A 25,379-nucleotide genomic window follows, 5' to 3' on the forward strand; every position below is an offset into this window, starting at 1 on the left:
CGGGGGACCGCGTTCGCGACAACTCTTACTTAACATAATGTAGATTATCGAACTTACTGGATGGTGTCTTGGCACGGGGTATCAGCAAGCCTCGGCTACTGTTCGCGCATGGTCGCCTGTCTCATGTGCGGCCGTCCGCTCCAGGTGTCCGCCGGGCGCGGACGGACGTCGGTGTACTGCTCGGCCGCGTGCAGGCAGAAGGCATACCGGGCACGACGGTCCACCGGTACGTCAGGCGGCACACTGGACGCCGTCCACCGGGTCATCGCCGACATGTCGCTGCGGATGCAGTTGCTCGCGGTCGATCCGGAGCGGGTTTCGCGGCCCGCGGCGGAACCGGCCGTGGAGAAACCTCAGGAGAACGCTTCTGAGGGAACCTTCACCGACCTCGTCGAGCCCTACCGGCGTGAGATACAGGCCTATTGCTACCGGATGCTTGGCTCGTACGACGACGCCGAGGACCTGGTGCAGGATGTGTTCCTGCGGGCGTGGCGTGGCAAGGACGCCTTCGCGGGCCGTGCCAGCGTCCGCACGTGGCTGTACAGGATCGCCACCAACGCCTGCATGGACTTCCTGCGCCGCAACCAGCGCGAACCCCAGCGGTACGAGCCGTTGCCCGGCTTCGACTCCGGCGCCGAGGAAGGTCCAGAACGCGTCCCCTGGCTACAGCCCTACCCTGATCAACTTCTGGATCTCGACACCGCGCCGGACAGCGCCGCGGTGTCCCGCGAGACACTCGAACTGGTGTTCCTGACCGCGATCCAGCACCTGCCGCCCCGGCAGCGCGCGGTCCTGTTGCTGCGGGACGTGCTCGACTGGTCGGCCGCGGCCACCGCCGAGCAGCTCGAGATCACCGTGGCGACGGTGAACAACGACCTGCAGCGCGCCAGGCCCGTGCTGCGACAGCACCTGCCCGCCCGTCGCGCGGACTGGGCCGTGACGACCGGGCCCTCGGCTGAGGAGAAAGCGCTCGTCGAGCGGTACATGGCCGCGGCGAACAGCGGTGACCTCGACGCCATGGGTGAGCTGCTGACCGACGGGACGGTTCTGACGATGCCGCCGAACCCGCTGTGGTTCGTCGGGCGGGACGCGATCCTGGCGTTCCTGCGGCCATCGCTGCTGCCGGACTCGCCCGCCTATGTCGGGGCGTGGCGGAGCCTGGCGACCTCGGCGAACCGGCAGCCCGCCGTCGCCCACTACCTGCAGCGTCCCGGGACGGCCGTGTTCCGCGCGCAGGTGCTCGACGTGCTGCGTGTCGAGGGCGGCAGGATCGTGCAGATCACCGCGTTCGAACCGCACCTGTTCCCCGCGTTCGGGTTGCCGCTCAAGCTCCCTCCCCTGCCGCTCTCCTGACCTCGACATATTTCGTCACGTGACGATATCGAGCACAGGGAAAGAAGGCGGGACTAGGCAGCCTTCGGCATCGCCGCTTCGACCAGCACCCGCTCGACCCTGGCGATCAGCGAGGCCCTGCGCAGGCACCACACCCGGAACGCACGCCGGTCCCCGCTGTCCAGCGCGGCGTCGATCTGGGCATCCGTGTTGACGATGCAGATCCGCAGGCCGCTGATCTCCGCCGAGGCGTTCGACTCGGACATTGCGCACCACCGCCCACCAGAAGGGTTCCCGACCCGAGCGGGTCGTCCTCTATGTGTACAGCGGCGCGCTCGAACGGCGGTTGAGTCCGCCCCGTCTTCACGTGGTGTTCTGCGCGTCCAAGGTCATGGTCTCCCCCGCGCCCTCCGCGGTCGGCATGAGCCGGGGCGTGCGCATCCACGTGCCGTGCGGGCGGGCGAGCAGCTCGCGCAACGGTTCCGGTTTCCCGAGGTGGAACCCCTGTGCGACACGGACTCCGAGCCGGGCGAGCGCGTCGACCTGGCTCGCGCGTTCCACCCATTCGGCCACGACGGACACGCCCAGACCGCGGGCGATGTCGACGATCCCCTGTACCAGGACGGTGTCGCGGCTGCCGTAGTCGATGCCGCGGACGAACTCGCCGTCGATCTTCACGCCGGTGATCGGCAGTTGTTTGAGGTGCACGAACGAGCCGAAGCCGGCGCCGAAGTCGTCGAGGGAGATGCGGCAGCCGCTGGCACGCAGCTGCTGGGCGAGGCTGCGGGCGGCGGCGAGGTTGGTGACCGCGGCGGTCTCGGTGATCTCGAACCCGAGCCTGCCCGGTGCCACACCCGCGGCGGCGAGGCGGTCCAGGACGTAGTCGCCGAAGTCGCCGTCCTCCAGGGTGCGGCCGGAGACGTTGATGTTGAACCGCAGGCCCGGGTACGGGTGCGCGACGAGGGTGTCGATGGCGGTGCCCGCGACCCAGCGGTCGATCTCGAGGACGAGGCCGCTGCGTTCGGCGGCGGGCAGGAAATCCCCCGGGCCGAGTCGGGGTTCGCGGCCGTCTTCCAGGCGCAGCAGGAGTTCGTGGCCGACGACGCGGTTGCTGCCGAGCTTGACCATCGGCATGGCGTGTAGTTCGAGACCGCCGCCGGCGAGGGCGTTGCGGAGCCGGTCCAGGACGGTGACGCGCAGGGCGGTGTCGGCGTAGTGGCCCTGTTCGTAGACGGTGACCCGGTTGCGGCCCGCGTCCTTGGACGCGTACAGGGCGAGGTCGGCGTTGGCGAGTACCGCCTGCCAGCTCTCCCCCGACCGGAACCCGGCGACGCCCCCGCTGACCGTGATGCGGGTGGTGCCGACGCCGCCGGTGACGGGGATGGTGGCGACGGCGTTGCGGAGCCGGTCGGCGACGCGGACCGCGGTGGCCTCGTCGGTGTCCGCGAGGACCACGGCGAACTCGTCGCCGCCGAGCCTGCCCAGGACGTGGCCGCCGCCGAGGCGTTCACGCAGGACGTTGGCGAGCGTGCACATGACCCGGTCCCCCGCCGGGTGGCCGCGGAGGTCGTTGATGTCCTTGAAGTTGTCGAGGTCGAGCAGCAGCAGGGCGCCGTCGCCGCCGAGTGCGAGCTGGCGTTCCAGTTCCCTGGTGAGGGCGCGGCGGTTGAGCAGGCCGGTCAGCGGGTCCTCGTCGGCCATGCGGATGAGGGCTTTTTGCCATTCATCCCGTTCCGCGGGAGCGACGTCGCTTTCCCGCCAACGGCTGACGTCGCTCACCCGATAGAGGTAACCGTCGTTGAGCTGTGTGCAGCGGACCTCCAGCCAGCGGTGCTGGTCGTCGCCTGTTCGCAGCGACACGACGACGTTGTCGGCGCTGGTTCCCTCGCCAGGGCACTCCGGTGCGCCGACCAGGAGAGCGGTGAGTGAACGGCCTGCGCACTGCTCCGGTGTGAGTGCGAGCAACTCGGCCATGACACGGTTCAACCAGCGCACACGACCTCGTGTGTCGGTCACGGCGAACGCCGTGTCGGCAGCGTCCAGCACCTCACTCAGTAAGGTGCCGTCGGTGTCCATTCGCGTGCCTCGTGTCGTTGATCGGGCAATTGCGCACGAAGCGTAGTCGAATGTGCTGCGTCAGCGCAGCCGCTCGAGGCCATGTGCGTTCTCGACCACGGTGGCGGCGAGGTTCTTCAGCTCGCGCGGGCCGGCGCCGTCGTTCGCGGCGGTCACCACGTCCTCGGCGGCGCAGCGGAGCTGGAACAGGCGGTCCTGGAGGTCGGCGAGTTCGGCCGCGGACAGGACGACGGCGTCTTCCGGCAGGCCGCCGCGCTGCACGGCGGAGCGGCGTTCGTAGGCGCGCTGGCGGCAGGACTGGGAGCAGTACCTGCGGGGACGACCGACCTTGCCGTCCTCGGGTAACCGCAGACCGCACCAGCCGCAGTGCCGTACATCGGCGCGGGTCTTGAGTCGTTCTGGAGCGATCACCTGACGAACCTCACGTGTCAGACGCTAGCTGGCCACTGCCCGTGCAACTGCGTGCCACGCCGCTGATGCACACTCGACAGTGTGCATGACCACGCTTTTCTCAGCGGTCCGTACCCGCGTGCGTTCGTCCACCGGGGATGGCATTACGACGAGCTCGACGGGATGGAGAACTCGCTGTCGGCGTTCCGGCGCGCGGTGAGCGAGGGCTACAGCTACCTGGAGACCGATGTGCACGCGACGTCGGACGGGGTGGTCGTGGTGCACCACGACGCCGTGCTCGACCGCACGACCGACGGGTCCGGTCCGATCGCGCGGCAGCCGTGGCAGGTCGTGCGTACCGCGAAGATCGGCGGGCGGGAGCCGGTGAGCAGGTTGGAGGACCTGCTGGAGGAGCTGCCGGAGGCGTTGCTGAACATCGACGTGAAGGCTGCGCGGGCGATCGAGCCGCTGGTGCACACGTTGCGGCGGACGAACGCGTTCGGCCGGGTGTGCGTGGCGTCGTTCTCGGAGGCCAGGCTGGAGCGGGTGCGGCGCAGCGCGGGTGCGGGCCTGCTGACGTCGATGGGCACGAAGGCGATCGCGCGGCTGTGGGCGTCGGGCCGGCTGCCCGCGTTCGTGTGGGGCAGGCGCGGGCACCAGCGGATCGCGCAGGTGCCGGTGCGGCAGGGGCGGATCACGGTCGTGGACAAGCGGCTGATCGTGGCCGCGCGGCGGCGTGGCATCGAGGTGCACGTGTGGACCATCGACGACGCGGACCAGATGCACGAGTTGATCGACCTTGGTGTGGACGGGATCATGACCGACCGGCCCGGTGTGCTGCGGGACGTCCTGCGGGAGCGGGGGCTGTGGGCGGCCGCGCAGTGAGCAGGCGCGGGGACACTTAGCCCATGGACTCGGCGATCTCGATCGCGCGCCACCGCGGCAGGTCGCCCTCCACGCGGTAGGTGATGCCGTCCCGCTCCCAGATCAGGCAGGCGGGCCGACTCCTCGCGCAGGGTGCCCGTCGCGGTCGGTGTAGAGGACGGGATGTGGCCGGTCGACCCAGATCGCGGGGGCGCCGTGGACGGCGACGTGGTGGATGTCGGCGGCCGCGGCGAACTTGGTGAACATCGGGCCGAGGCCGCCGTCGAACTGGTCGACGCGGACGCCGCACGACGCGGTCGCCGGCGAGCAGGCGGACCGCGCCGGGTGGGCCGAGCCCGGCGGGCAGGCGCAGCGGGAAGTCGCCCGCGGTCCTGGCCCCGGGGAGCGCGGTGTCCCGCTCCTCCGGCAGCGGCGGGTCCAGTTCCGCGGGGTGACCGGTGCTTGTCGGTCACAACTGTCACAAGCGCACCAGTGGTCACAGCTGTCACGGCACTGTTTCGTCACACCCTGTCCCAAGTGGATCAGCAGGTACGCCCGTCCCTGTAGGGTCCGCGTGCCAGCACCGGGACGGAGGATCGATGAGCGTGGTGGACGGCAGCCCCGAGACGGTGCCCAGCGCACCCGACCGCAGGCGTGAGCAGAGCGGCTGGGTCTGGTACGACTGGGCGAACTCGGTGTTCCCGACCTCGGTCGTCACCGTGTTCGGATCGCTGTACCTGACCGCCATCGCCGCGGACGCGGCCATCGCGGACAAGGCGCTGAACGGTCCGAACCCGTGCCCCTCCGACGGTGACGGCGGCACCAACAAGCTCGTGGACTGCCAGATCGCCGTGTTCGGGCTGCACTTCCAGGCCGGTTCGCTGTGGGGTTACCTGCTGGCGACGGCGACGATCATCCAGGTGCTGATCGTGCCGCTGCTCGGCGCGATCGCCGACCGCACGCAGAACAAGAAGCGGATGCTCGCGGTGTCCGCGTTCGGTGGCGCGACGGCCACGGTGCTGATGTCGCTGGTGAGCGGCACGAACTGGCAGCTCGGGGTGATCCTGTTCATCCTCGGCAACATCGGCTACGGCACGTCGGTGGTCATCTACTACTCGTTCATCCCGGAGATCGCCACCGCCGACGAGCGGGACGGGCTGTCCACCCGCGGGTGGGCGTTCGGGTACCTGGGAAGCGGGCTGGCGCTGCTGATCCAGCTCGTGGTGTACCTGGCGCACGACTCGCTGGGGCTGACCGAGGGCAACGCGGCGCAGGTCGCGTTCCTGCTGTCCGGCATCTGGTGGGCGGCGTTCACGCTGATCCCGTTGCGGCGCCTGAAGGACCACCAGCGTCCGCACGGGCAGGAACGCGGTCCGGGCGGGGTGGTGCTCGGCGGGTTCCGGGAGCTGAAGAACACGCTGAAGCTGGCGCGGGCGTACCCGTTGACGCTGGCGTTCCTCGGCACGTACCTGATCTACACCGACGGCATCGCCACGGTCGCGAACGTGTCTGCGCAGTACGGGTCGGAGGAGCTGAACTTCGACGAAACCGTGCTCATCTCGACCATCCTCATCGTGCAGTTCGTCGCGTTCGTCGGCGGGGTGCTCCACGGCGTCGTGGCCCGGCGGGTCGGCGCGAAGCGCACGATCATGATCAGCCTGACCGTGTGGCTGTTCGTGGTCGGCGCGGCGTACTTCGTGCAGGCCGGGCAGGCGCTGCAGTTCTACATGCTGGCGGCGGGGATCGGGCTGGTGCTCGGCGGCACGAACGCGCTGTCGCGGTCGCTGTTCAGCCAGATGGTGCCGCCCGGCAAGGAGGCGCAGTACTTCTCGATCTACGAGATCGGGGAACGCGCCACCTCGTGGATGGGCCCGCTGCTGTTCGCCGCGGTCGCGGGCGCGACGGGTTCCTACCGGCCCGCGATCATCTCGCTGGTGGTGTTCTTCTTCGCGGGCCTGGTGCTGATGTTCTTCGTCCCGGTCCGCAAGGCCATCCGCGCGGTGGGCAACCCCGAACCGAAGCTCCTCTAGACGATTGATTCCGTGAAGATCATGTGAAGTGGCTTGGCGTACGGACCCGCCATCAGGGCCGATGCCGTGAAAGACGTGCTCACAGCAAACGAGTGCCGTCAATGGGCCATTCAGGACGCCCAGCGCCCTGAACGCGCCTTTCAGGGCATTCCCGCGCCGTCAACGCGCCATTCACAGCACCAGAACCGGGCCCCGCCCGCCCGCCCCGCGAAGTGGGGCCCTGCCCGCGCAACCTTGACGGTGGCGCAAGCCCACCATCAAGGGGCTCCCTGCCATCCCCGAGACCTGCCCGTCCGGCGAGGACAAACCCACCACAACGTGAACCGGAGCCACGCGACCAGCACACGACGACCGACCGCCCACTCACACCGACTTCACGGATCAAACATCTAGATCTGGCGTGGGCGCACCGGCTGGCGGAGCACGGTTCGCAGCTTCTCCGGCGCCGTCCTGCGTGGGTCGCCGAGGTAGACCTCGTGGTGGCGGTCGCGTTCGGTGAGGCCGTTGGCCGGAAGGTACTCGGTGTGCAGCGCGGTCATGATCGGGGTCTCGTCGTCGTAGGAGCCCACGTGCAGGACCTGCGCGCACCGGCCTTCGTGCAGGGTCTCGTGTTCGACCTGTTCGATGGCCGGGAGCTTCTTGCTCGCCAGCGCGGTCTCCGTGGCGTCCTTGATGTCGGCGGCCGTGAGCCAGTCCGGCTGGCTGATCAGCATGCGCCACTGCCACTCGTCCTTGGCGCGTGCGGTGAACACCTCCGGGTCCGGTGCCCACCACAGGCCCTCCAGCGGACCCACCACGAAGTCCCGGCCCGCCCGCTTGCTCGCGAACTTCAGTGTGTAGGCCACCGCGTACAACGCCGCCACCGCCTGCGGATACGCCGGGACCGTGTTCGGGTTTCCCTTGCCGGACACCGCGATGAACTGCTGTGGGGGCACCTCCAGCAGCGCCCACTCGCGGTTCTTCGGCGCGTACAGGTCCTTGTGTTCGCGTTTCACGTCGTACGGGCTCATGGCAGGTCCCTCCGGTAGGCGGCCAGCCAGGCCTGCTCGGCCTCGAGCTGGGTCAGTGAGTGGTCGAAGATCGCGCGGACGAACGGCGGGGCGTCCGGTGGCGCCGCGGCGCGGATGGCCGCCACGCGTTCGGCGAGCGCCTCCGCGCGGCGGGCCAGCGCGGCACGCAGCCGGTCCGGTGGGATCACCGGCTGGTTCGCCAGGCCGACGAGAACCGGCGGGAACACCGGGCGCGGCTCGGCGATCGCGGCCTCCGCGGCCTGCGCGCACACGCGCCGCCCGGCGGCGGTCGGGGCGAACACCTTGCGGGACTTGCCGTGGGCGCGTTCGCCGGTCTCCTCGACCAGGCCGCGGTCGCGGAGCTTGGTGAGCAGGTAGTAGATCGAGCTGAAGCCGATCTCGGTCCACTCGCGCATGCCGCGCTCGGTGATGACCTCGTCCAGTTCGTAGCCGTGACGGGGTTTCTCCACGAGCAGCCCGAGCAGTGTCAGCTCGGCCGGGGTGAGATCCACACCTACTATTCTAGCACTAGAATAAGAGGTGGCAGGCATGCGACGCGGGAGCTGGTTTCGCTCAGGCGCCGACGAGAACCGCGGCGTGGCGGGCGGCGACCGGGTCGCGCAGACGCAGGGTCGAGCCGTCGGTGAAGTCCACCCGCAGCCACGGCTTCGGCGGCAGGCTGCGGCCCGCCAGCTCCGCGGTGACACCACGCACCCTGGCAGGTGCCACGTCCAGCAGCGAGGTGACCGGCCCTGCCGCATCCGGCGGAGCCGCCAGCAACGCGGTCGCCACCACCAGGGCCAAGCGGTCGCGGGTCAGCACCAGGCGGGCGGCGCCCGAGGTGTGGGCGAGCAGGTCGGCGAGTGCGACGGCGTCGCGGTCCGCGCGGTCGGCCTGCGCCCAGTACGCGATCGTCGGGTCGTCGAGCCAGCCGTCCGGGCCCTGCGAGGACACGGCGGGCAGCGGCCAGCGCGCCGAGGGCAGGTCCAGCGCGGGCATCCGGCCAAGCGGTGTGTGCGGAACCCGCAGCTCGCGACCCACCTGGGCGCCCACGTACCCGGTGTTCGCCGTGCCCGCCACCAGGACCTCCTCGCCGGGCAGCAGGGCGGCGGCCTGGTCGAGCGCCTCCCGCGCGAGCGTGGCCACCCAGTCGCCGCGGGCACCCGGCCGCAACGGCGGCGCGCCGTTGGTGAGCCCCAGCGCGTACTCGCACTCGTCGCGGTCGGTCATGCCGACCAGGAAGTCCAGGCCGGAACCGTCGACCAGCCGCAGCCGCAGCACGGGCGCCGCCGCGCGCTCCGCGACCTCGAACCCGGCGATCTGCCCGCGCCGGATCTCGGCCAGCGGCTCCATCCTCGGCGGCGTGACCGGCTCACCCTCGTAGTTGCCGCTCCCCCACAGCTTGCGCCGGTCTGCGACCCGCTCGGCGAGGTCCTTGCCCAGCTGCACGATGCCGTCCCGGACCCGGGCCGCCTTGGCGAGGAGCCCGCCGGGTTCGGCACGGGTGTACAGGGCGAGCCGCTGCCGGGTCAGTACGTACAGGCGGTGGGGCCCGCCGGTCCACGACGACACCATCCGCACGTACCGGTGTGCGAGGCAGTCCAGCGCCTTGCCCCACACGACCAGGTCAGCCGAGCTGTCATCCGCGTGGTCGAGACCGGGGATGTCGAAGGCGTGGGTGTCGGCGTAGGCCGCCCACACCGGGCCGCCTTCGCCCGGCCGGTCCATCAGCGACCGCGCGACGGTCGCCGGGCCGAGCGGTTCGGCGAGGAACTCCGTCAGGTCCGCCCGTACCACGCTGCTCGACGCTCGCACGCGATCATCCTAAGCCGGTGCGCCGGTCCACTCCGGGATGTCCTGTCCCGATACGAGTCCCGCGACACTGACGGCTCGGGCACGGCCGATGCACGAGCCCGTCAACCCGGTCACTCGCGTGCCGCGCCCGCCTTCCAGTAGCCGGAGAACATGATGCGGCGGCGGTCCACACCGCGTTCCCTGACCAGGTGACGGCGCAGCCCGGTGGCGATCGTGGCCTCCCCGCACAGCCACGCGTATCCCAGGCCGGCCACGTCGGCAGCGGCGACCGCGGGCAGCAGCCGGGCGCCGGGCGGCTCGTCGCCGCGGAACAGCCACGTCACCTGCCTGCCGGAGTCGATCGGCAGGCGGTAGGTGTCGTCCGGGACCTCCACGTACGCGCGGATGTCCGCGCCGGGATGTGCCTCGATGATCGCCGACAGCGCGGGCAGCGCCGTCTCGTCGGCGCACAGCAGCTGCGGGCCGGAGGCCGCGGGCTGGTAGGTGCCGTTGCCCGCGCGGAACCCGACCCGCTGACCCGGTTCCGCCCGCGACGCCCACCGCGTGCCGGGACCGGCGTCGCCGTGGAGCACGAAGTCGACGTCGATCTCCGCGTCGGCGCCGCGCAGCGCGCGGATCGTGTACCAGCGCAGGTCCGGCCGCTGGTCCTCCGGCATCCGCCGGATCGCCTGCCGCACGTTGATGCGGTCCGCGCTGGGCATGGTCACCGCCGTCGCACCCGCCGGTGGCATGAGCAGCCCGAAGTACTCGTCCGCGCCGGTGAGGGTGTGGTCGGCGAACTCGTCGGCACGAAACGTGATCCGCCGGACCGCCGGTGCCAGGTCGACCGTGTTGGCGACGGTCATCGTGAACTGGTCGTACACGGCCCGCTGGGCGGGTGCGGCCATCACCAGCGAGACAGCCTTGTCGAGCACCTTCATCTGTAGCCGCTCAAGCGTGGAATAGTTAGGCACGCCTAACCTTAGCTGAAGTGGCGGATAAGTCCATCCACGACGATCTCCAGTCCCAGCGTCGCCAGCCCCGCCCGCGCGGGCGGCACCGGCAGGTCCGCGGCCACCGCGGTGCGGACGGCGAACGTGTCGCGGTCGGCGGTCTCGAACCGGCCGAGCACCGCGCCGTAGACGTGCTCCCACAGGATCCGCGACGCGTCGGGCACATCCGCCTCCGCGACCCCGGCGGCGCGGAACGCGTCGAGCATCCGCCGCACCACCGGCACCACCCGCGGACCGGCCAGCCCGTCCATCGTGATCGCCAGCACCGACCACGCGTCGGCCGCCAGCACCTCGTACGCGGCGGACACGAGACCGATGATCTCGGCGCGCGGGTCGTCCGAGGGCGCGGGCACCACCAGGCCCGCCGCGACGGCGTCGAGCATCGCGACCACCACACCGTCGCGGTCGCCGGCGACCTGGCGCACGGTCGCCATCGTGGTCCCCAGCTCCTCGGCGACCGAACCGACCGACACCGCGTGCAGGCCGTCGCGGCGCGCGACGATCCGCCCCGCCTCGGCGACCGCGTCGCGGTCCGGGGTGGTGGCGGGCACCGCCACGGCAGCGGGCCGCGCACGCGGCACACCGGTCAGCGGGTGGCCGAGCCTGCTCGCCAGCCCGTCGAGCATGATCGTGAGCTTGTCGTCGAGCCAGCCGCGGCGTTCGAACCGCGAGGCGTCCGGCCCCTCGTACAGCTCCCGCAGGCTGCGCCTGCCACGGGGCGTGTCGAACACCCTGCTCATCCGGCGCACCCCGATCTCCGCCGCGATCGTCAGGTCCGCCGTGTAGTCGACCGCGATCACCGCGTCCCGCGCATTGAGCCCCTCGGCCCGCAACCGGACCACGTACTGGTCGGCGATCCCGAGCGCCTTGCCGGGCATGCTCGGCACCATCAGCGACGTCTCCGCCATGCCGGGATGCCGTTCGAGGAACCGCCACAGCGCGTCGGCGAACGAGACCATGAGCTCCCGCCACCCCAGGTGGTCCGTGCCCGGCCAGTCGAACTCGCGCAGCGCCAGGTCCAGCGCCGCGAGCAGCAGGTCGTCCCGGTCGTGCACGTACCGGTACAGCGTCGAGTGGCTGACGCCCAGCCGTCGCGCGACCGTTGGCATCGACAGGTTCGCCAAACCCTCCGCCAGCGCGGCCCGAGCCACGTCGTTCCTGGTCAGCGACGGGGGCCGGCCGGGACGACGACCTGTCCGGGACTCCGTGTTCACCGCAGTACCGTACCTACCCCGCCTGCGCTCCGTACCCGGCCGGCGGCGGTACCGCGTGCTCCGCGGCCCTGCTGACGTGCTCCCACTCCGCCCACGTCGCGAGCTTGCGCGCGGTGGTCTCCACCGCCAGGTCGTAGGCCATGTCGCCGAGCAGCAACCGCAGCGGCGGGTCGTCGCTGCCGACCAGTTCCACCAACGCCCGCGCGGCCAGCTCCGGCAGGCTGTCCTTCGACCCCTCCGCGAACCGGCGTTCCAGCTCGGCCCGCAGGTCCGCGTACGCCGGGTGCGGCGTGGTGGCCCGCAGACCGGTCAGGTACAGGTCGGTCCAGTAGCCGCCCGGCTCGACGATGGTCGTCCGCACGCCGAACCGCGCCGCCTCGGCCGCCGCCGCCTCGCTCATGCCCTCCAGCGCGAACTTGCTCGCGCTGTACAGGCCGGTGAGCGGGTGCCCGCCGAGCGCGCCGATGCTCGAGACCTGCACCAGGTGACCGCTGCCCTGCGCACGCAGGTGCGGCAGGACCGCCTGGGTGACCCACAGTGGGCCGAAGAAGTTCACGTCGAACTGGTCGCGTGCCTGCTCCTCGGTGAACTCCTCGACCATGCCCATCGCGAGGTAGCCGGCGTTGTTCACCACCACGTCCAGGCGCCCGAAGTGCGCGACCGCACGATCGACCGCCGCGTGCACGGCGTCCCGATCGGTCACGTCGAGCCGAAAGGCGAGGACCCGGTCGTCCTCGCGCGGTTCGATGGTGCGGGACACCGCCACCACGCGGTCCCCTTCGGCCAGCGCGGCGTCGGTGAAGGCCTTGCCGAGACCGCGGCTGGCACCCGTGATGAACCACGTGCGCATGTCGTTCTCCTCATCTGACGAGACGGACCGTCTCGTCTTGCCTGAGGTACCGTGACACGCATGCCGACAGAACGCAAGTCCCCCGACGCCGCCCGCCGCAGCCGGCCGGCGCGGCAGGCCATCCTCACCGCCGCGCTCGACCTGGCCGCCGAGGTCGGCTACCGGCGGCTCTCGATCGAGGGCATCGCCGCCCGCGCCGGCACGGGCAAGCAGACGATCTACCGGTGGTGGCCGTCCAAGGGCGCGGTCCTGTTCGACGCGCTGCTGGCACTGTCGGAAAACGAGGTCGGCGAGGTCGGCGGCCAGGACGGCGCTGCCGGGCTGCCCGACACCGGCGACCTCGCCGCCGACCTGAAACTGGTGCTCGCCGCCACCGTCGAGGAGCTGAACAACCCCCGCTACAGCGAGCCGATGCGCGCGCTCACCGTCGAGATCCTCGAGAACGCCGAACTGGCCGCCACCTACCGCGAACGGCTCGACCAGCCCGTCCGCGAGATGAAGAAACGACGGCTCCTGGCCGCGGTCGCCGCCGGGCAGCTCGACCCCGGAACCGACCTCGACCTCGCCATCGACCTGATCTGGGGCCCGCTCCAGAACCGGTGGCTGTTCCGGGAGGGGCCCCTGACCAGCGCGTTCACCGACGCGCTCGTCGACACCGCGCTCAGCGGGCTCGCTCAGGCGTCCCGACGGCGCACCGAAACGTAGGCGGCGCCGAGCGCGGCGGTCGCGATGCTGGTCCGCGACGCCCGGTAGCGCTCCTACTCACCGACCGCCAGCTCGGTCCAGGTCTCCCCGGTGCCCCGGCCGACCCGCAGCAGCACCAGGTCACCCGCCGCGACCGCGCCTGCCCGCAGCTCACGCCGCAGCATCGGCCACACCTCGGCGGCGACCGGACCGCAGAACACGTGCTGCACGCGGGCCAGCACCGGCAACGGCGGCGACCCAACACCTTCGCAGGTCACCCGTACCGGATCGGTGTGGCGGTGGCAGCGTGGCGCGGGAACCGCGGGCGCGGCAACGGTTCTGCGGTCGTCCATGCCCCTCCTGTCAGGCCCCGACCCACGTGTGCGCCGCCAGCTCGGCGACGAACAACGCGCGGACCGGGTGGTCGGCGAGATCCCCGTGCAGGCCGAACAGCTTCGCGACCTGCCAGTCCAGCCTGGTCAGCCTGCGGTGCACGTCGACGACCGCGGACCGCGTCTGCCACCGCCTCGCACCCTCCACGTAACCGCGCAGCGACGTCAGCGCCGCGAGCACGTCGGAGATCGCGCCGACGGTGAGCCGGTGGTGGAGCAGCGGCCGGCCGCCGGTGAGCGGCCGGGAACCAGTCGAACCGGCGCCCGCGACCCCGCGCGAGGTCACCGCGCCATGCCGGCCCAGGTCGAACGGTCCCCGCCCCAGCGCCTGGTCGAGCAGCTTCCGCGCCAGCCCGATCCGCACCGCGGCCAGCCGCAGCCCGACCACCTCCGGACGATCACCCGCGTGCCGCAGCGGTACCAGCCCCACCGGAAGCCGCACGTCGAGGATCGCCACCCCTTCGGAGGTGGCCATGTGGTGCTCGAGGACGTTCGCGCCCTCGAGCACTCGTTGTTCCGGGACCGCCGCCCATCCCGCGTGCGCGGCAGCCATGAGGTCCGCGTCGTCCAGATCGGCCAGCGCCCGGTCGAGTCCCGCGGACAGCCCGGACGTGTAGCCGACCGACTCGAAGTCGGCGACGTCCAGCCATCCGAAGACACCGGTCACTCGCAACCTCCCGGAGAACGCGATATGCGGTGGCGGCACGACTGCCGTGAGGGGGCCGGCCGGAGCCGTGCCACCACCGTGCAAGAGGCCGTCCTGTCGGCACTCCCGTCATGACGAAACCCGATCAAGGGCAGCTGGGCCAGGAACTTCGACCGGCACAAACCCCGGCACAACACGCGCTGGGTCCCGGACCGCACACGAGCGGTGAACGCGCGTGCTGCCAGCACAAATGTGGGTGGCGACCACCCATGCGCGATGCGGGGTGGGTAGGCGACCGTGTAACCCGTCCCCATCCCGGCGGCTCGCGAGGAGGTCCCCACCATGGCTACGCGCCCCGCGTTCGGCACCGTCCTGCGGACCCACCGCACCGGCGCAGGCCTCACCCAGGAGGAGCTCGCCGACCGGTCCGGTCTCTCGGTCCGCGCCATCCGCAATCTCGAGATCGGCCGCACCGAACGCCCGCAGCGGCAGACGGTCACCCTGCTCGCCCACGCGCTGCGGTTGCGCGACAGCGACCACGCCGCACTGCTCGCCGCCGCGGGACGCAGACCGGTGGAACCGGCCGCCGGCCGGTGCGAGCTGCCACCCGACGTCCCCGAACTGTGCGGGCGGGACGGGGCGGTCGCGGCGCTCGCCAGGGCGCTGACCACACCGGGCACCAGGTCGGCGCTGGTCAGCGGTGGGCCAGGGGTGGGACGCACCGCGGTGGCGGTGCACACGGCGCACCTGGTGCGCGACCGGTTCCCCGACGGCCAGCTCTACGCCGACCTCGACCAGCCCGACCGCAGCCCCATGCCCGTCGACGCCGTGCTCGCCCGCCTGCTGCGGTCCCTCGACGTCACCGACCCACCGGACACCCGGGACGAACGGGCCGCGCTGGTGCGGGCCGAACTGGCCGCGCGGCGCGTGCTCGTGGTGCTCGAGAACGTGGCACACGAAGCACAGGTGCGGCCACTGCTGACCGGTGCGGCCCCGAGCGCGGTGCTGATGACCAGCCGCCGCGACCTGCTCACACTGCCCGGCGTGGAACCGGTGCGGCTGGCGCCGCTGGAGGTCGTGTGCGCCAGGCAGGTCCTCATCCGCCTGGTCGGCGACCGCGTGCGGGACGAACCCGCCGCCACCCGGACCATCGTCGAGGCCTGCGCCCGGCTGCCGGTCGCGCTGCACATCGCCGGGTCCTGGCTCGCCGCCCGGCCGCACCGCCCGCTCGCCGACCTGGCCGCGCTGCTCACCGACGACGACCTGGTGCTCGACCGGCTCACGGTCGCCGACCTGTCGGTGCGCGCCTGCATCGCCACCCACGTCGCCACGCTGCGCCCCGACGAGCAGCGTCTCCTGCACCAGCTGGCCCACCTCGACACCGACACGATGACCGCGGCGGAGCTGTGCCACCCGCTGGCCACCGCGGAACCCGCGCTGCGCGACGGGCTCGACGCGCTCGCCAACGCACACCTGCTCACCCCGGCCGGACCGGGCTACCGGATGAACCCGCTGGTCAGGCGGTACGCACAAGAGGAAGCCGGCCTACCCCGGCTGAGGGCGGCGCGATGAGCTGACACGGATGTGAACAATCTCGGCACGAAACGGCACCGTGCGCGGGGAATATGCGTAGTTTCCACCCATGACCCCGCCCCCACGGGCTGGCACCGTCCTGCCCATGACCGAGACGGGGCTCGCCGGCGCGTTCGCAGCGGCCTGGTGGGCGCCCGCCCTCGCGCTGGCGGAACGGGCCACGCCGGTGCGTGGTGCGATGCCGAGCACCGAGGCGCGGGCCAGGGTCGCGCGCTGGCGCGCCGGTTTCGGTGCCGGCAACCGGTTCGACCTGCGACTCGCGGCCGACGGCCTCGACGAGGTCGCGCTGCTGGGCCTGCTCACCGAAACCCCTGCCGCGCTCGCCGCGCGGATGTCCCGCCCCGCCTGGGCCGACACCGCGGAACGCGCGGTCCGCGCCGCGGTCGCGCACCAGGTCGACACGACTGACTGGCGGACCGCGCTCGCCGCCGTGCTGCGGCCCTTCGTCACCGGCGCGACCGACGACCTCACCGACCGGATCAGCGCCCACGCCCACCAGGTCGACCTCGCCGCGCTCGTCAACGGGTTCACCGCCCGGCTGTCCCGCCTGCTGGTGTCCGTCGCGACCAGGACCTTCGCCCACGAGGTGAACACCGAGGTGGCCGCCGGTCACGCGGCGGGCTTCGCCGAGGTCGCGACCCGCCTGACCGAACCGGCCCGCCTCGCCGGGCTGCTCACCACGTACCCGGTGCTGGCCAGGCTGCTCGGGCAGGCCAGCACCTTCCAGACCGAAGCCTTCGCCGAACTGCTCGGCAGGTTCGTCGCCGACCGGACCAGGATCGTCGCCACGCTGTTCGACGGCACCGACCCGGGGCCGCTGACGGAAGTCCGGGCCGGGCTCGGCGACACCCACCGACGCGGCCGGTCGGTGGCGTCACTGACCTTCGCCGACGGCAGCCGGGTCGTCTACAAACCCCGCGACCTCGCCGCACACGAACGGTTCGGCGCCGCCGTGCGCAGGCTCAACGACGTCGTGCCCGACCTCGACCTGCGCACCGCGGGTGCCGTGGTGCGCGACGGGTACGGCTGGGTCGAGTTCGTGCCCGTCGCGCACCTGCCCGACCTCGCCGCCGCCGACCGGTTCTACCGCAGGCAGGGCGCGCTCCTCGCCCTGCTGCACGCCCTGCACGCGGCGGACATGCACTTCGAGAACGTGATCGCCCACGGTGACCAGCCGGTGCTGGTCGACACCGAGGCGCTGTTCCACCCCGCGCTCTCCGCCCCCGCCGACGGTGTCGACCCCGCGGGCCGCATGCTGGCCGAGTCCGTGCAGCGCACGGGGCTGCTGCCGGTCGTCGTCGCGGGCGAGGGCGGCACGGCCGACATGTCCGCGCTCGGCGGGACGACCGTGTCCGACGTGCTCACCGACTGGGTCCCCGACGAACGCGGTGCGCTGCGGGAGGTGCGGCGCACCGTCACCAGGTCCGGCGCGGGCAACCTGCCCCGGTTCGACGGCCAGGACGGGCGCGTCGCCGACGTCGCCGTCCACGAGAGGGCACTGCTCGACGGGTTCCGCACCGCCTACGACGCGATCACCCGGCACCGCGACGAGTTCACCGACCTGCTCGACGCGTGTGCGGGCGACGAGGTGCGGGTCGCGGTCCGCCACTCCCGCGGCTATGCCCGCCTGCTCGCCGAGTCCACCCGCCCCGACCTGCTGCGCGACGGGCTGACCAGGGACAACGCGCTCGACGTGCTGTGGGTCGAGTCCGCCGACGACCCGCTGCGGTGGCGGGTCTGCCGCCACGAGCTCGCCGACCTGTGGGCGCTGGACGTGCCCGTGTTCACCGCGCGCCCCGGGTCGGCCGACCTGTGGAGCGCGACCGGGCACCGGCTGCCCGGTGTGCTGGCGCGGCCCGGTCTCGCGAGCGCGCTCGCGAAGATCAACGCGATGAGCGAGGTCGACCTGCGCGACCAGGAGTGGATCATCGCCGCCGCGCTCGCCACCCGCGCACCGGCAGGCGGGCACCGCGCCGTCCAACCCGTGCCCGGCCACCTCGCGGGCACCGCGGCCCCACCGGAGCGGCTGCTCGTGTCCGCGTGCGCGATCGCCGACCGCATCGTGGCCCGCTCCCACGCCGACGGCGACCGCGTCAACTGGCTCGGCCTCGAGCTCGTCGACGACCAGCGGTGGCTGGTCCTGCCGATGGGTGCGAGCCTGGGCACCGGCTACCTCGGCGTCGCGCTGTTCCTCGCCCAGGTCGCCGACCTGTCCGGGGTGCCCCGGTACGCCGAGGTGGCCCGCCAGGCACTCGGCGGTCTGCCGAGGCTGTTCGACCTGATGCGCGGCAGGCCCGACCTCGTCGGCACCGTCGGGTGCGGCGGGTTCCACGGGTTCGGCGGCATCGCCTACGGCCTGGCCCGGCTCACCACGCTGCTCGGCGACGACGGACTCGACGGCGGCCTGCGCGACGCCACCCGCACCGCGGTCGAGCTGGCCGCCGCCGCGGCCAAGGCACCCGGCCCGGCCGGGGTCGCGAGCGGCGGCGCGGGCTGCCTCGCCGCCATGACCGCCGTGCACACCGAGCTGGGCCTGCGGGAGGCCGCCGACCTCGCCAGGGAATGCGCCGACGGGCTCGCCGAACTGGTCCGCCGTACCGGCGGGCACTGCGGCCGCCCCGACGGGCCGGCCGGGTTCGCCGACGGCGCGGCGGGCATCGCGTGGGCGCTCGCCCGGCACGACCCCGACGCGGCCGCGCTGGCCGCCGCACACGCCCGCGCCACCGGCGCACAAGCCGGTGACCTGGGCTGGTGCACCGGCGCCGCGGGCCTCGCGATGGCGGGCGGCGACCTCGGCGCACTGCTCGCCGACCGGCCCGTACTGGGTGACCTCAGCCTCTGCCACGGCGAACTCGGTATCACCGAGGCACTCGCGGACGATCGAACAGAGCGGGTGGCCGCGGTCCGCCGCCGCCGCGCCGGGCTGATCCTCGACGCCTACATTCGGTACGGCCCGGCCTGCGGCACCCCGGGCGGCGTGCCGACTCCCGGCATCCTCGGCGGCGTCGCGGGCATCGGGTACGGCCTGCTCCGGCTCGGCCACGCGGAGCGGGTCCCGTCCGTCCTGCTGCTCGAACCCTCACGACACACCGACCACGTCCGACACCCACACTGAGAGAAACAGGAGCACACCGTGTCCGAGGAGCTGTTCACCACCGCCGACACCACCGCCGACGCCACCGACAAGGAGGAGCGCGGCTACCCGACGCCGCTGCTGCGGTTCATGCCCGCGATCACGTTCGGGGTGCGGGCGGCGGCACTCGCCGGCATGGCGGTGTCGGCGGGCGCGCTGGCCTTCGGGCTGGCAGGTGCGTTCGACGACGTCACCGCGGGCGCGCACACGACCTGCTGCGGCGGCGAGTTCGACTGACACGGACACCGTGGTGCGGGCCGGGTGAGCCGGGTGAGAACGTCCGGTTCGCACCACTCTGGATCAAGCGGAGGACACCTCGGTAGTCTCGGCAACCGTGCGGAACCGCTCGTCAACAGTGGTGGGCCGCGACCAGGAGCTCCGTACCGTCGAGAACGCCCTGACCGCGGCGGCCGCCGGGCGGGGCAGCGCGGTGTTCCTCGTCGGCGAGAGCGGCATCGGGAAGTCCAGACTGGCGGCCGCGGCCGCCGACCAGGCGTTCGGGGCCAACATGGTCCTGATGCGGGGCCGCGGCAGCGCCATCGGCCCCATGGTGCCCTTCCGGTCCCTCACCGAGGCGCTGCTGTCGCTGCTGCGTGCCGGTGAACCCCTCGACATCGCCGCCCTCGGCCCCTACCGGCCGGTCCTGGCCCGGCTCATCCCGGACTGGGGTGCCCCGGCCGCGCAGCAGCAGGACGGGTCGCTCGTCATCCTCGCCGAAGCCGTCCTGCGGCTGACCGGCCTCGCGGGCAAGGACCGCGGCTGCCTCGTGTCCCTCGACGACCTGCAGGACGCCGACGCGGAAAGCCTCGCGGTCGTCGAGTACCTGATCGACAACCTCGACCGCCAGCCGACCATGCTGCTCGGCGCGATCCGCGACGAGCCCTGCCCCGCGCTCGACCTCGCCCGTGCCGCCGCCCGCCGCGGCACCGCGGTCCTCATCGACCTCAACCGTCTCGACCAGGCCGGGCTGCGGGACCTGGCCGGCGCCTGCCTCTCGGTGCCTGCGCCGGAGGTGCCCCGGCAGGCCGTGGAGCTGCTGTGGGCAGGCAGCGCGGGCAACCCGTTCCTGATCGAGGAACTGCTCGGCGGCATCGTCGACGGCGGCCTGCTCGTACCGGCGGAGAACGGCTGGCGCATGGCCGACCCGCCACCCGAGGACGTGCCCGCGACGTTCGCGCGGACCGTTGCCCGCCGCATCGAGACACTCGGGCCCGCCGTGCAGCAACTGTTGTCCGTGGCGGCCGTGGCAGGCAGGCGCTTCCCGCTCGCGGTCGCCCAGGCCGTGACGGGCCTGGGCGACCGCGAGCTGCTGTCCCACCTGCACGGCGACGCGGTCGCGCAGCTCGTCCAACCCGACGACCAGCTGCCCGACTGGTACACCTTCCAGCACCAGCTGGTCCGCGAGGCGCTGCTGACGCTGCTGCCCCCGGCCGAACGGGCCCGCGTCGCAGAACAGGTCGCGGACGCGCTGGAGACCGTGTACCCCGGACTGCCCGGCGAGTGGTGCCAGACGGCGGCCGCGCTGCGCCTCGACGCGGGCAACACCACGGTCGCGGGCCGCCTGTTCGCCGAAGCCGGCCGCCGCGCGAGCACGCAGGGCGCCGCGAACTCGGCGGTCGGGCTGCTGGACCGGGCGTGGGACCTGCTGGCCGGTGACGAGGCCGCCGAGCGGGCCGACACGCTCGAGCACCTGGTGTACGCGCTCGCCGAGGCCGGGCTGGTGGAGCGGGCACTGGCCTCGGTCGGGACCCTCGACCAGGTCGGCGGCCTCGACCCGCGCCGAAGGGCGCGGCTGCACACCCGCCTCGCCTGGGCCGCCCAGGTCGCGGGCTCCGGCCCCGGCAACCTCGCACAGATCACCTCGGCACGCACCCTGCTCGGCCCCGACGCCGACGAGGCGGACACCGCGCAGATCGACGTCGTCGAGGCCCACATCGTGCTGGACGTGCCCGGCCCGGGACAGCTCGAGAAAGCCGAGGCGCTCGCGCGCCGCGCCGCGGAGGTGGGCGACCGGGTCCCGCTGCCCGCGGTCGCGTGCCAGGCGTGGCAACTGCTCGGCGCGCTGCTCCGCTCAAGGGACCCGGCCGGTGCGACGGCCTGCCTGGAACGGGCGCGGCGCACCGCGATGCGGCACAACCTGCCGATCTGGGAGATCCACGCGCTGGTGCGGCTCGGCAACGACGACGCACTGCGCGACGGCTACCTCGACCGGCTCGAACAGGCGCGGACACAGGCCACACTGGTCGGTGCCGTCACCGCCCGCTACCAGGCCGAGCAGAGCATCGCGCTGTACACGATCCTCGAAGGCGACTTCGCGGCCGCCGAGGCGCTCACCGACCAGGTGCTCGCGGCGGCGAGCAGGCTCAAACTCGTCGAGTGCGTCCACTACGTGCTGATGGTGCGCGCGATCCTCGCCGGGCACCACGGCCGCCGCAGGGAGATGGACGAGGCGCTCGCGGCCTTCCGGCACTGGGAGGGCGACGCGCAGCCGCTGTACGCGCCGAGGATCCACGGCCTCGCCAAGGCGTTCTGCGCGCTGCTGGAGGAGAACCGGGCCCGCGCGATCGAGGAACAGGCACTCGCACTGCGGGCGGAGGACACCACGCCGACCGTGTTCCACCTCGGCGGCCGGTACGGGCTGCACCTGCTGCTCGGCGCGGTGACCGGCACGATCACCCGCGACGAGTTCGACACCGTCGCGTCCTCACCCGCCGCCGGGCTGCGGTGGGACCGGATGTTCGCGCAGTTCGGCCGCGCCGTCCTCGCGGGCCGCGCCGGTGCCGTCGCCGAGGCCGACACGGCGTTCGCCGACGCGCTCGCCGCGGGCACCCCGTACGCCATGGGCAGGCACCTCGGGCTGCGGCTGGTCGCCGAGTGCGCGCTGGCCGACGGGTGGGGCGCGCCGGTCGAATGGCTGCGTGCCGCGGAGGACTACTTCCACTCCGCCGACATCCCGGCCGTCGCGAGCGCGTGCCGCGCCCTGCTGCGCAACAGCGGCGCGCGGGTCGGGCAGCGGCGCACCGGCCTCGCGGAGATGCCCTCCGCGTTGCGGTCGGCGGGCCTGACCGTCCGCGAGTACGAGGTCCTGCGGCTGCTCGCCGACCGGCTCGGCAACCGCGAGATCGCCGACCGCCTGCACCTGTCGCCGCGCACGGTGGAGAAACACGTGTCGAGCCTGATCACCAAGACCGGCCTGCCCAACCGCATCGCCCTGTCCGAGTACGCGGTGACCACCAGTCCGCCGCCCCGGACGTGAAACACGCCGTCCGCAAATCCCGGGCCGTGACCGGATCGTGCGCGAGAATCAAGTGGTACGGCGTGAAACGCGAGTGGCGGATCAAGTAGGGGGACCTTGTGGACCGGCTGGCCAGCCTGATCGAACCCGTCCCGCTGCTCGACCTCACCACCGCCGTCTGCCGGTGGCTGCAGGACGCGCACGAGGCCGCCGCCGAACTGCAGCGGGCCCGCCGCGGCGGGTCGCGCGGCGGCTGGCAGAACAACACGAGCTTCGGCGTCGACCGCTACCAGTACCTGCTCGCCACCGCGGGCACACTCACCGCGGAGATCCCCGACCTGCAGGTCGACCCCGCGTTCCAGTCGATCCTGCTGAAGCTGCCCCGCGTCGGCATCTACCAGTTCCAGGTGCCCGCCGGGCCCCGCGGCTCCCTCGGTGACACCAGTGAACTGCGCCGCGAACTGCTGACCGGCGCCGACGACCACGGCCTGATCAGCAGACCCGAGATCTGGCTCGGCGGCCGTGCCCGGCTGTTCCTCGTGTGGAACGGGTCCGAGGAGCACGGCCTCACCGGCGCGTGGATCGGCCAGGGCGAGATGCTCGAGAAGCGCATGGACTGGGACTGGGTGTTCAGCCTCCAGGACGTCACCGGCGCGGTGGGCATCCCGCGCCAGACCGGGCCGCTGGACCCGGCGATCTTCGACCTGCCCGAGCCGGCGCTGCCGCTGCGGCCACGGGACTCCGACGAGGACCGCCACACCGGCTGACCCCGGGCGCACCACTCTCCGTGCATGGACCACCATGCACGGCAACCCACCCTGTCGTTCGAAGGAGCCCGTCCCGTGCACCCGGATGCCATCGCCGTCGCGCAGGCATTCGCGCCCGCCCGGCTCACGATGGCCCGCGAGCTGGCCGGCCTGCGCAAACGGGACCTCGCCGAGGCCATCGACCGCACCGCGGCCGCCGTCTCCCAGTACGAGCTCGGTCAGGCCCGGCCAAGTGGCGAGACACTGCAACGCTGCGCGGCCGCACTCGACGTGCCCGTCTCCTTCTTCACCGCGGGCCGCCCGCAGCTGCGCCTCGACACCGCGGGCGCGCACTTCCGGTCCCTGCGCTCCACCACCACCCACCAGCGCCAACAGGCACTCGCGCACGTCGAGCTGCTGTGGGAGCTGATCGACCAGCTCGACAACGTCCTCGAACTCCCTCGGCTCGACCTCGGCCTGCCACTGGGCATGCGCCCCGGTGACCCGGCCGCCACCGCCGGCATGATCCGCAAGGCGTGGCACGTCCCCACCGGCCCGGTCGTCCACCTGGTCCGCACCCTCGAAACCCGCGGCATCGTGCTCACCCAGCTGCCCGGCGTGGACGCCGAGACCATCGACGCGTTCTCCGCCGCACTGCACGGCCGCCCGATCATCGTGCTGTCCCGCAAGGGAAACCCGATGCGGCAGCGGTTCTCCGTCGCCCACGAGCTCGGGCACCTGCTGCTGCACCCCGAACCCGCCCCCGGCGACAGCAGGCACGAACGCGAGGCCAGCACGTTCGCCGCCGAGCTGCTCATGCCCGCCGACGAGATCCGCGACCGGCTGCCGACCCCCGTCGACATCACCGAGCTCAAAGAAACCGCCGACGGCTACGGCGTGTCCGTCGCCGCGCTCGCCTACCGAGGCAAGGACCTCGGCGTGTACAGCGAGTCCACCCTGCGCCGCGTCATGACGACCCTCACCCGGCTGGGCTGGCGCACCGAGGAACCCGTCAGCTCCCGCTACCCGGGCGAACGGCCGGAACTGCTCGTCCGTGCCGCCGAACTGGCGCAGCGCCACGGCCTGCCGCTGCCCCTGCTCGCGGACCGGCTGCACCTGCCGCTGCCCAGGCTGCGCGACCTGCTGGGCATGCCCGACCCGAAACCGCGGCTGCGGCTCGTCCACGGCGGCTGAGAAGTCCGTTCTGCGCTCGGCTACCTGGTGATGGTCGGCCTGCTCAGCCTGCTCTGACCGGCACGTCGGCTCCCGACTGAACCACACCCGCTAGCCGGACCGGTCGACGAGTAGTTCCGCGAGCAGCCGGGTGCGCAGCTCGTCCGCGGGCAGGTCCGGGGTGAGCAGCACGTCGCGGAGTGCGGTGGTCCTGGCGCGCAGCTCGGCCGCCTGGTGGGCGGTGGCGGTGACGCCGGTGAGATCGGTGGCGAGGGCGTCGGCCCTGGTCCTGGTCCTGGTCAGCTCGGCGGCGGTCTCGTCGAGGCGGGTGCGGGTGCGGGTCAGCTCCTCGCTCAATTCGTCTCCTCTGACGCGGGCCCGCGTGAGCTCACCGGACAGCTCGTCGACCCTCGCCATGGTGCGAGCGAGTTCCTCGTCGACGGTCCTGCGCAGGTCGGTGAGCGCGGTGCGGGCGGCGTCGCGTTCCGCGCGGGTGGCCGCCAGCTTCTCGGTGGTGGTGGCGAGGGCCTTCGCGGCCGTCTCGGCGCGGGCGCGCTCGTCGCGGACGATGACCTCCGCGCGTTCGCGTTCGGTCGTGGCCACGCCCTCGGCGCGGGCCTGAGCGCGTTCGGCCTCGGCGCGGGTCGCGTCGGCGGCGTTCGCGGCCGCCAGCGCCCGGTCCCGTTCCGCGCGTGCCTGCTCGGCCTCGGCGGTCGCGGCGCGGACAACCTCAGCCGCCTGGTCGGTCGCGCGCTGGGCCGCTGCCTTCGCGGCGGCGGCGGTCTCCTCGGCGGTCTGCCGGAGCCCACGTTCGCCGGCGACGGTCTCCTCCGCCTCGGCGACGCGGGCGGCGGCCGTCTCCAGCTCGGTGCCGAGTGTGTCCCGCAGGGCGGTGGCCGCGGCGAGGACCTCCTTCAGCGGCTCGGCGATCCGGTCCGCGGCAGCGGTGAACGTGCCGGCCGCGGCTGTGACGGCGGTGTCGGCGGCGGTGCCGAGCGCCTCGGCGAGCGCGTCCTGCGCGGCCGCGAGCTGCTTGCAGTTCTTGCCGCCCGGCCACGTCCGGTCCGGGCAGTACGCGTAGGGCCGTCCTCCTCTCGGGCCGGGCGGCGGCAGCGGCGCGCGGCAGCGGCTGAACCCGCAGAGGGAGTCCGTTTCGAGGGTTTCGATCACGACATCGACCATGCCCGGCAGTCTAGTATTAGCT

The 25,379-nt window shown here is 72.6% G+C and carries 23 protein-coding genes; 10 read left to right on the forward strand and 13 right to left on the reverse strand.

Annotated elements, in window-relative coordinates; all coding sequences use genetic code 11:
- The first annotated feature begins 108 nt into the window (after window positions 1–108).
- Window positions 109–1,353, forward strand: coding sequence for an RNA polymerase subunit sigma-70 (locus ACFPCV_RS00470; protein ID WP_378053222.1), 1,245 nt, complete (start codon window positions 109–111; stop codon window positions 1,351–1,353).
- Between the two features lie 53 nt (window positions 1,354–1,406).
- Here the strand turns inward: ACFPCV_RS00470 and ACFPCV_RS00475 are convergent, their stop codons facing one another.
- The 3 genes from ACFPCV_RS00475 to ACFPCV_RS00485 all read right to left on the reverse strand — a co-directional run bounded on the left by ACFPCV_RS00475 (window position 1,407) and on the right by ACFPCV_RS00485 (window position 3,819).
- Window positions 1,407–1,598, reverse strand: coding sequence for a hypothetical protein (locus ACFPCV_RS00475; RefSeq protein WP_378053224.1), 192 nt, complete (start codon window positions 1,596–1,598; stop codon window positions 1,407–1,409).
- A gap of 97 nt (window positions 1,599–1,695) precedes the next feature.
- Window positions 1,696–3,408 (reverse strand): putative bifunctional diguanylate cyclase/phosphodiesterase, encoded by a 1,713-nt coding sequence (locus tag ACFPCV_RS00480; protein ID WP_378053226.1) that lies wholly within the window; start codon window positions 3,406–3,408, stop codon window positions 1,696–1,698.
- A gap of 60 nt (window positions 3,409–3,468) precedes the next feature.
- The gene (locus ACFPCV_RS00485; RefSeq protein ID WP_378053228.1) at window positions 3,469–3,819 is read right to left on the reverse strand and encodes a hypothetical protein; all 351 of its coding nucleotides are present in this window, start codon (window positions 3,817–3,819) and stop codon (window positions 3,469–3,471) included.
- A gap of 81 nt (window positions 3,820–3,900) precedes the next feature.
- Between ACFPCV_RS00485 and ACFPCV_RS00490 the strand changes: the two genes are divergently transcribed.
- Complete coding sequence (locus ACFPCV_RS00490; RefSeq protein WP_378053230.1) at window positions 3,901–4,683, forward strand: glycerophosphodiester phosphodiesterase family protein; 783 nt, start codon at window positions 3,901–3,903, stop codon at window positions 4,681–4,683.
- Window positions 4,684–4,785: 102 nt separating this feature from the next.
- Here ACFPCV_RS00490 and ACFPCV_RS00495 read toward each other — a convergent pair whose 3' ends face one another.
- Window positions 4,786–4,929, reverse strand: a complete 144-nt coding sequence (locus ACFPCV_RS00495) for a hypothetical protein (RefSeq protein ID WP_378053232.1) — start codon at window positions 4,927–4,929, stop codon at window positions 4,786–4,788.
- 332 nt (window positions 4,930–5,261) lie between these two features.
- Here ACFPCV_RS00495 and ACFPCV_RS00500 point away from each other — a divergent pair, with 332 nt between their 5' ends.
- Window positions 5,262–6,692 carry an MFS transporter gene (locus ACFPCV_RS00500; RefSeq protein ID WP_378053234.1) on the forward strand — a complete coding sequence of 477 codons (1,431 nt, stop codon included), beginning with the start codon at window positions 5,262–5,264 and terminating at the stop codon, window positions 6,690–6,692.
- 389 nt (window positions 6,693–7,081) lie between these two features.
- Here ACFPCV_RS00500 and ACFPCV_RS00505 read toward each other — a convergent pair whose 3' ends face one another.
- From ACFPCV_RS00505 to ACFPCV_RS00530, 6 genes are all read right to left on the reverse strand, one after another.
- Window positions 7,082–7,702 carry a GyrI-like domain-containing protein gene (locus tag ACFPCV_RS00505; protein WP_378053236.1) on the reverse strand — a complete coding sequence of 207 codons (621 nt, stop codon included), beginning with the start codon at window positions 7,700–7,702 and terminating at the stop codon, window positions 7,082–7,084.
- A complete protein-coding gene (locus ACFPCV_RS00510) occupies window positions 7,699–8,214 on the reverse strand; it encodes a PadR family transcriptional regulator (RefSeq protein ID WP_378053238.1) in 516 nt (171 codons plus the stop codon). The genes ACFPCV_RS00505 and ACFPCV_RS00510 overlap by 4 nt, the downstream gene beginning before the upstream one ends.
- A 61-nt stretch (window positions 8,215–8,275) precedes the next feature.
- Window positions 8,276–9,517, reverse strand: coding sequence for a hypothetical protein (locus ACFPCV_RS00515; RefSeq protein ID WP_378053240.1), 1,242 nt, complete (start codon window positions 9,515–9,517; stop codon window positions 8,276–8,278).
- Between the two features lie 110 nt (window positions 9,518–9,627).
- Window positions 9,628–10,470, reverse strand: coding sequence for a siderophore-interacting protein (locus ACFPCV_RS00520; protein WP_378053242.1), 843 nt, complete (start codon window positions 10,468–10,470; stop codon window positions 9,628–9,630).
- An 8-nt stretch (window positions 10,471–10,478) separates the two neighbouring features.
- Window positions 10,479–11,723 (reverse strand): TetR family transcriptional regulator, encoded by a 1,245-nt coding sequence (locus ACFPCV_RS00525; RefSeq protein WP_378053244.1) that lies wholly within the window; start codon window positions 11,721–11,723, stop codon window positions 10,479–10,481.
- 13 nt (window positions 11,724–11,736) lie between these two features.
- Window positions 11,737–12,573 (reverse strand): SDR family NAD(P)-dependent oxidoreductase, encoded by an 837-nt coding sequence (locus ACFPCV_RS00530; RefSeq protein WP_378053246.1) that lies wholly within the window; start codon window positions 12,571–12,573, stop codon window positions 11,737–11,739.
- 60 nt (window positions 12,574–12,633) lie between these two features.
- Between ACFPCV_RS00530 and ACFPCV_RS00535 the strand changes: the two genes are divergently transcribed.
- Window positions 12,634–13,278, forward strand: coding sequence for a TetR/AcrR family transcriptional regulator (locus ACFPCV_RS00535; RefSeq protein ID WP_378053248.1), 645 nt, complete (start codon window positions 12,634–12,636; stop codon window positions 13,276–13,278).
- A 53-nt stretch (window positions 13,279–13,331) separates the two neighbouring features.
- Here ACFPCV_RS00535 and ACFPCV_RS00540 read toward each other — a convergent pair whose 3' ends face one another.
- Entirely contained in the window at window positions 13,332–13,610 is a 279-nt protein-coding gene (locus tag ACFPCV_RS00540) for a hypothetical protein (protein WP_378053250.1), read from the reverse strand.
- Window positions 13,611–13,620: 10 nt separating this feature from the next.
- Window positions 13,621–14,316 (reverse strand): hypothetical protein, encoded by a 696-nt coding sequence (locus tag ACFPCV_RS00545; RefSeq protein ID WP_378053251.1) that lies wholly within the window; start codon window positions 14,314–14,316, stop codon window positions 13,621–13,623.
- 321 nt (window positions 14,317–14,637) lie between these two features.
- On the opposite strand from ACFPCV_RS00545, the gene ACFPCV_RS00550 reads away from it, so the two are divergent.
- The 6 genes from ACFPCV_RS00550 (at window position 14,638) to ACFPCV_RS00575 (ending at window position 24,196) form a co-directional block, all read left to right on the forward strand.
- The gene (locus ACFPCV_RS00550) at window positions 14,638–15,867 is read left to right on the forward strand and encodes a helix-turn-helix domain-containing protein (RefSeq protein WP_378053253.1); all 1,230 of its coding nucleotides are present in this window, start codon (window positions 14,638–14,640) and stop codon (window positions 15,865–15,867) included.
- 106 nt (window positions 15,868–15,973) lie between these two features.
- A complete protein-coding gene (locus ACFPCV_RS00555; RefSeq protein WP_378053255.1) occupies window positions 15,974–19,003 on the forward strand; it encodes a type 2 lanthipeptide synthetase LanM family protein in 3,030 nt (1,009 codons plus the stop codon).
- Between the two features lie 18 nt (window positions 19,004–19,021).
- Window positions 19,022–19,258 (forward strand): hypothetical protein, encoded by a 237-nt coding sequence (locus ACFPCV_RS00560; protein WP_378053257.1) that lies wholly within the window; start codon window positions 19,022–19,024, stop codon window positions 19,256–19,258.
- Window positions 19,259–19,355: 97 nt separating this feature from the next.
- The gene (locus ACFPCV_RS00565; protein WP_378053259.1) at window positions 19,356–22,277 is read left to right on the forward strand and encodes an ATP-binding protein; all 2,922 of its coding nucleotides are present in this window, start codon (window positions 19,356–19,358) and stop codon (window positions 22,275–22,277) included.
- A gap of 98 nt (window positions 22,278–22,375) precedes the next feature.
- Window positions 22,376–23,023 carry a hypothetical protein gene (locus ACFPCV_RS00570; protein WP_378053261.1) on the forward strand — a complete coding sequence of 216 codons (648 nt, stop codon included), beginning with the start codon at window positions 22,376–22,378 and terminating at the stop codon, window positions 23,021–23,023.
- A 75-nt stretch (window positions 23,024–23,098) separates the two neighbouring features.
- Window positions 23,099–24,196, forward strand: coding sequence for a helix-turn-helix domain-containing protein (locus ACFPCV_RS00575; protein ID WP_378053263.1), 1,098 nt, complete (start codon window positions 23,099–23,101; stop codon window positions 24,194–24,196).
- Window positions 24,197–24,286: 90 nt separating this feature from the next.
- On the opposite strand, the gene ACFPCV_RS00580 is transcribed toward ACFPCV_RS00575, so the two are convergent.
- Entirely contained in the window at window positions 24,287–25,357 is a 1,071-nt protein-coding gene (locus tag ACFPCV_RS00580) for a response regulator receiver protein (protein ID WP_378053265.1), read from the reverse strand.
- Between the last annotated feature and the right edge of the window lie 22 nt (window positions 25,358–25,379).

Origin of the sequence: Actinophytocola glycyrrhizae, from assembly GCF_042653545.1 — a bacterium.
GTDB lineage: Bacteria > Actinomycetota > Actinomycetes > Mycobacteriales > Pseudonocardiaceae > Actinophytocola > Actinophytocola glycyrrhizae.

Excerpts from the sequence above, each read along its gene's own strand:
- ACFPCV_RS00475 (WP_378053224.1), bottom strand. The coding sequence starts at position 1,598 with ATGTCCGAGTCGAACGCCTCGGCGGAGATCAGCGGCCTGCGGATCTGC.
- ACFPCV_RS00470 (WP_378053222.1), top strand. The coding sequence starts at position 109 with ATGGTCGCCTGTCTCATGTGCGGCCGTCCGCTCCAGGTGTCCGCCGGG.
- ACFPCV_RS00540 (WP_378053250.1), bottom strand. The coding sequence starts at position 13,610 with ATGGACGACCGCAGAACCGTTGCCGCGCCCGCGGTTCCCGCGCCACGC.
- ACFPCV_RS00535 (WP_378053248.1), top strand. The coding sequence starts at position 12,634 with ATGCCGACAGAACGCAAGTCCCCCGACGCCGCCCGCCGCAGCCGGCCG.
- ACFPCV_RS00480 (WP_378053226.1), bottom strand. The coding sequence starts at position 3,408 with ATGGACACCGACGGCACCTTACTGAGTGAGGTGCTGGACGCTGCCGAC.
- ACFPCV_RS00505 (WP_378053236.1), bottom strand. The coding sequence starts at position 7,702 with ATGAGCCCGTACGACGTGAAACGCGAACACAAGGACCTGTACGCGCCG.
- ACFPCV_RS00495 (WP_378053232.1), bottom strand. The coding sequence starts at position 4,929 with ATGTTCACCAAGTTCGCCGCGGCCGCCGACATCCACCACGTCGCCGTC.
- ACFPCV_RS00530 (WP_378053246.1), bottom strand. The coding sequence starts at position 12,573 with ATGCGCACGTGGTTCATCACGGGTGCCAGCCGCGGTCTCGGCAAGGCC.
- ACFPCV_RS00580 (WP_378053265.1), bottom strand. The coding sequence starts at position 25,357 with ATGGTCGATGTCGTGATCGAAACCCTCGAAACGGACTCCCTCTGCGGG.
- ACFPCV_RS00550 (WP_378053253.1), top strand. The coding sequence starts at position 14,638 with ATGGCTACGCGCCCCGCGTTCGGCACCGTCCTGCGGACCCACCGCACC.
- ACFPCV_RS00500 (WP_378053234.1), top strand. The coding sequence starts at position 5,262 with ATGAGCGTGGTGGACGGCAGCCCCGAGACGGTGCCCAGCGCACCCGAC.
- ACFPCV_RS00555 (WP_378053255.1), top strand. The coding sequence starts at position 15,974 with ATGACCGAGACGGGGCTCGCCGGCGCGTTCGCAGCGGCCTGGTGGGCG.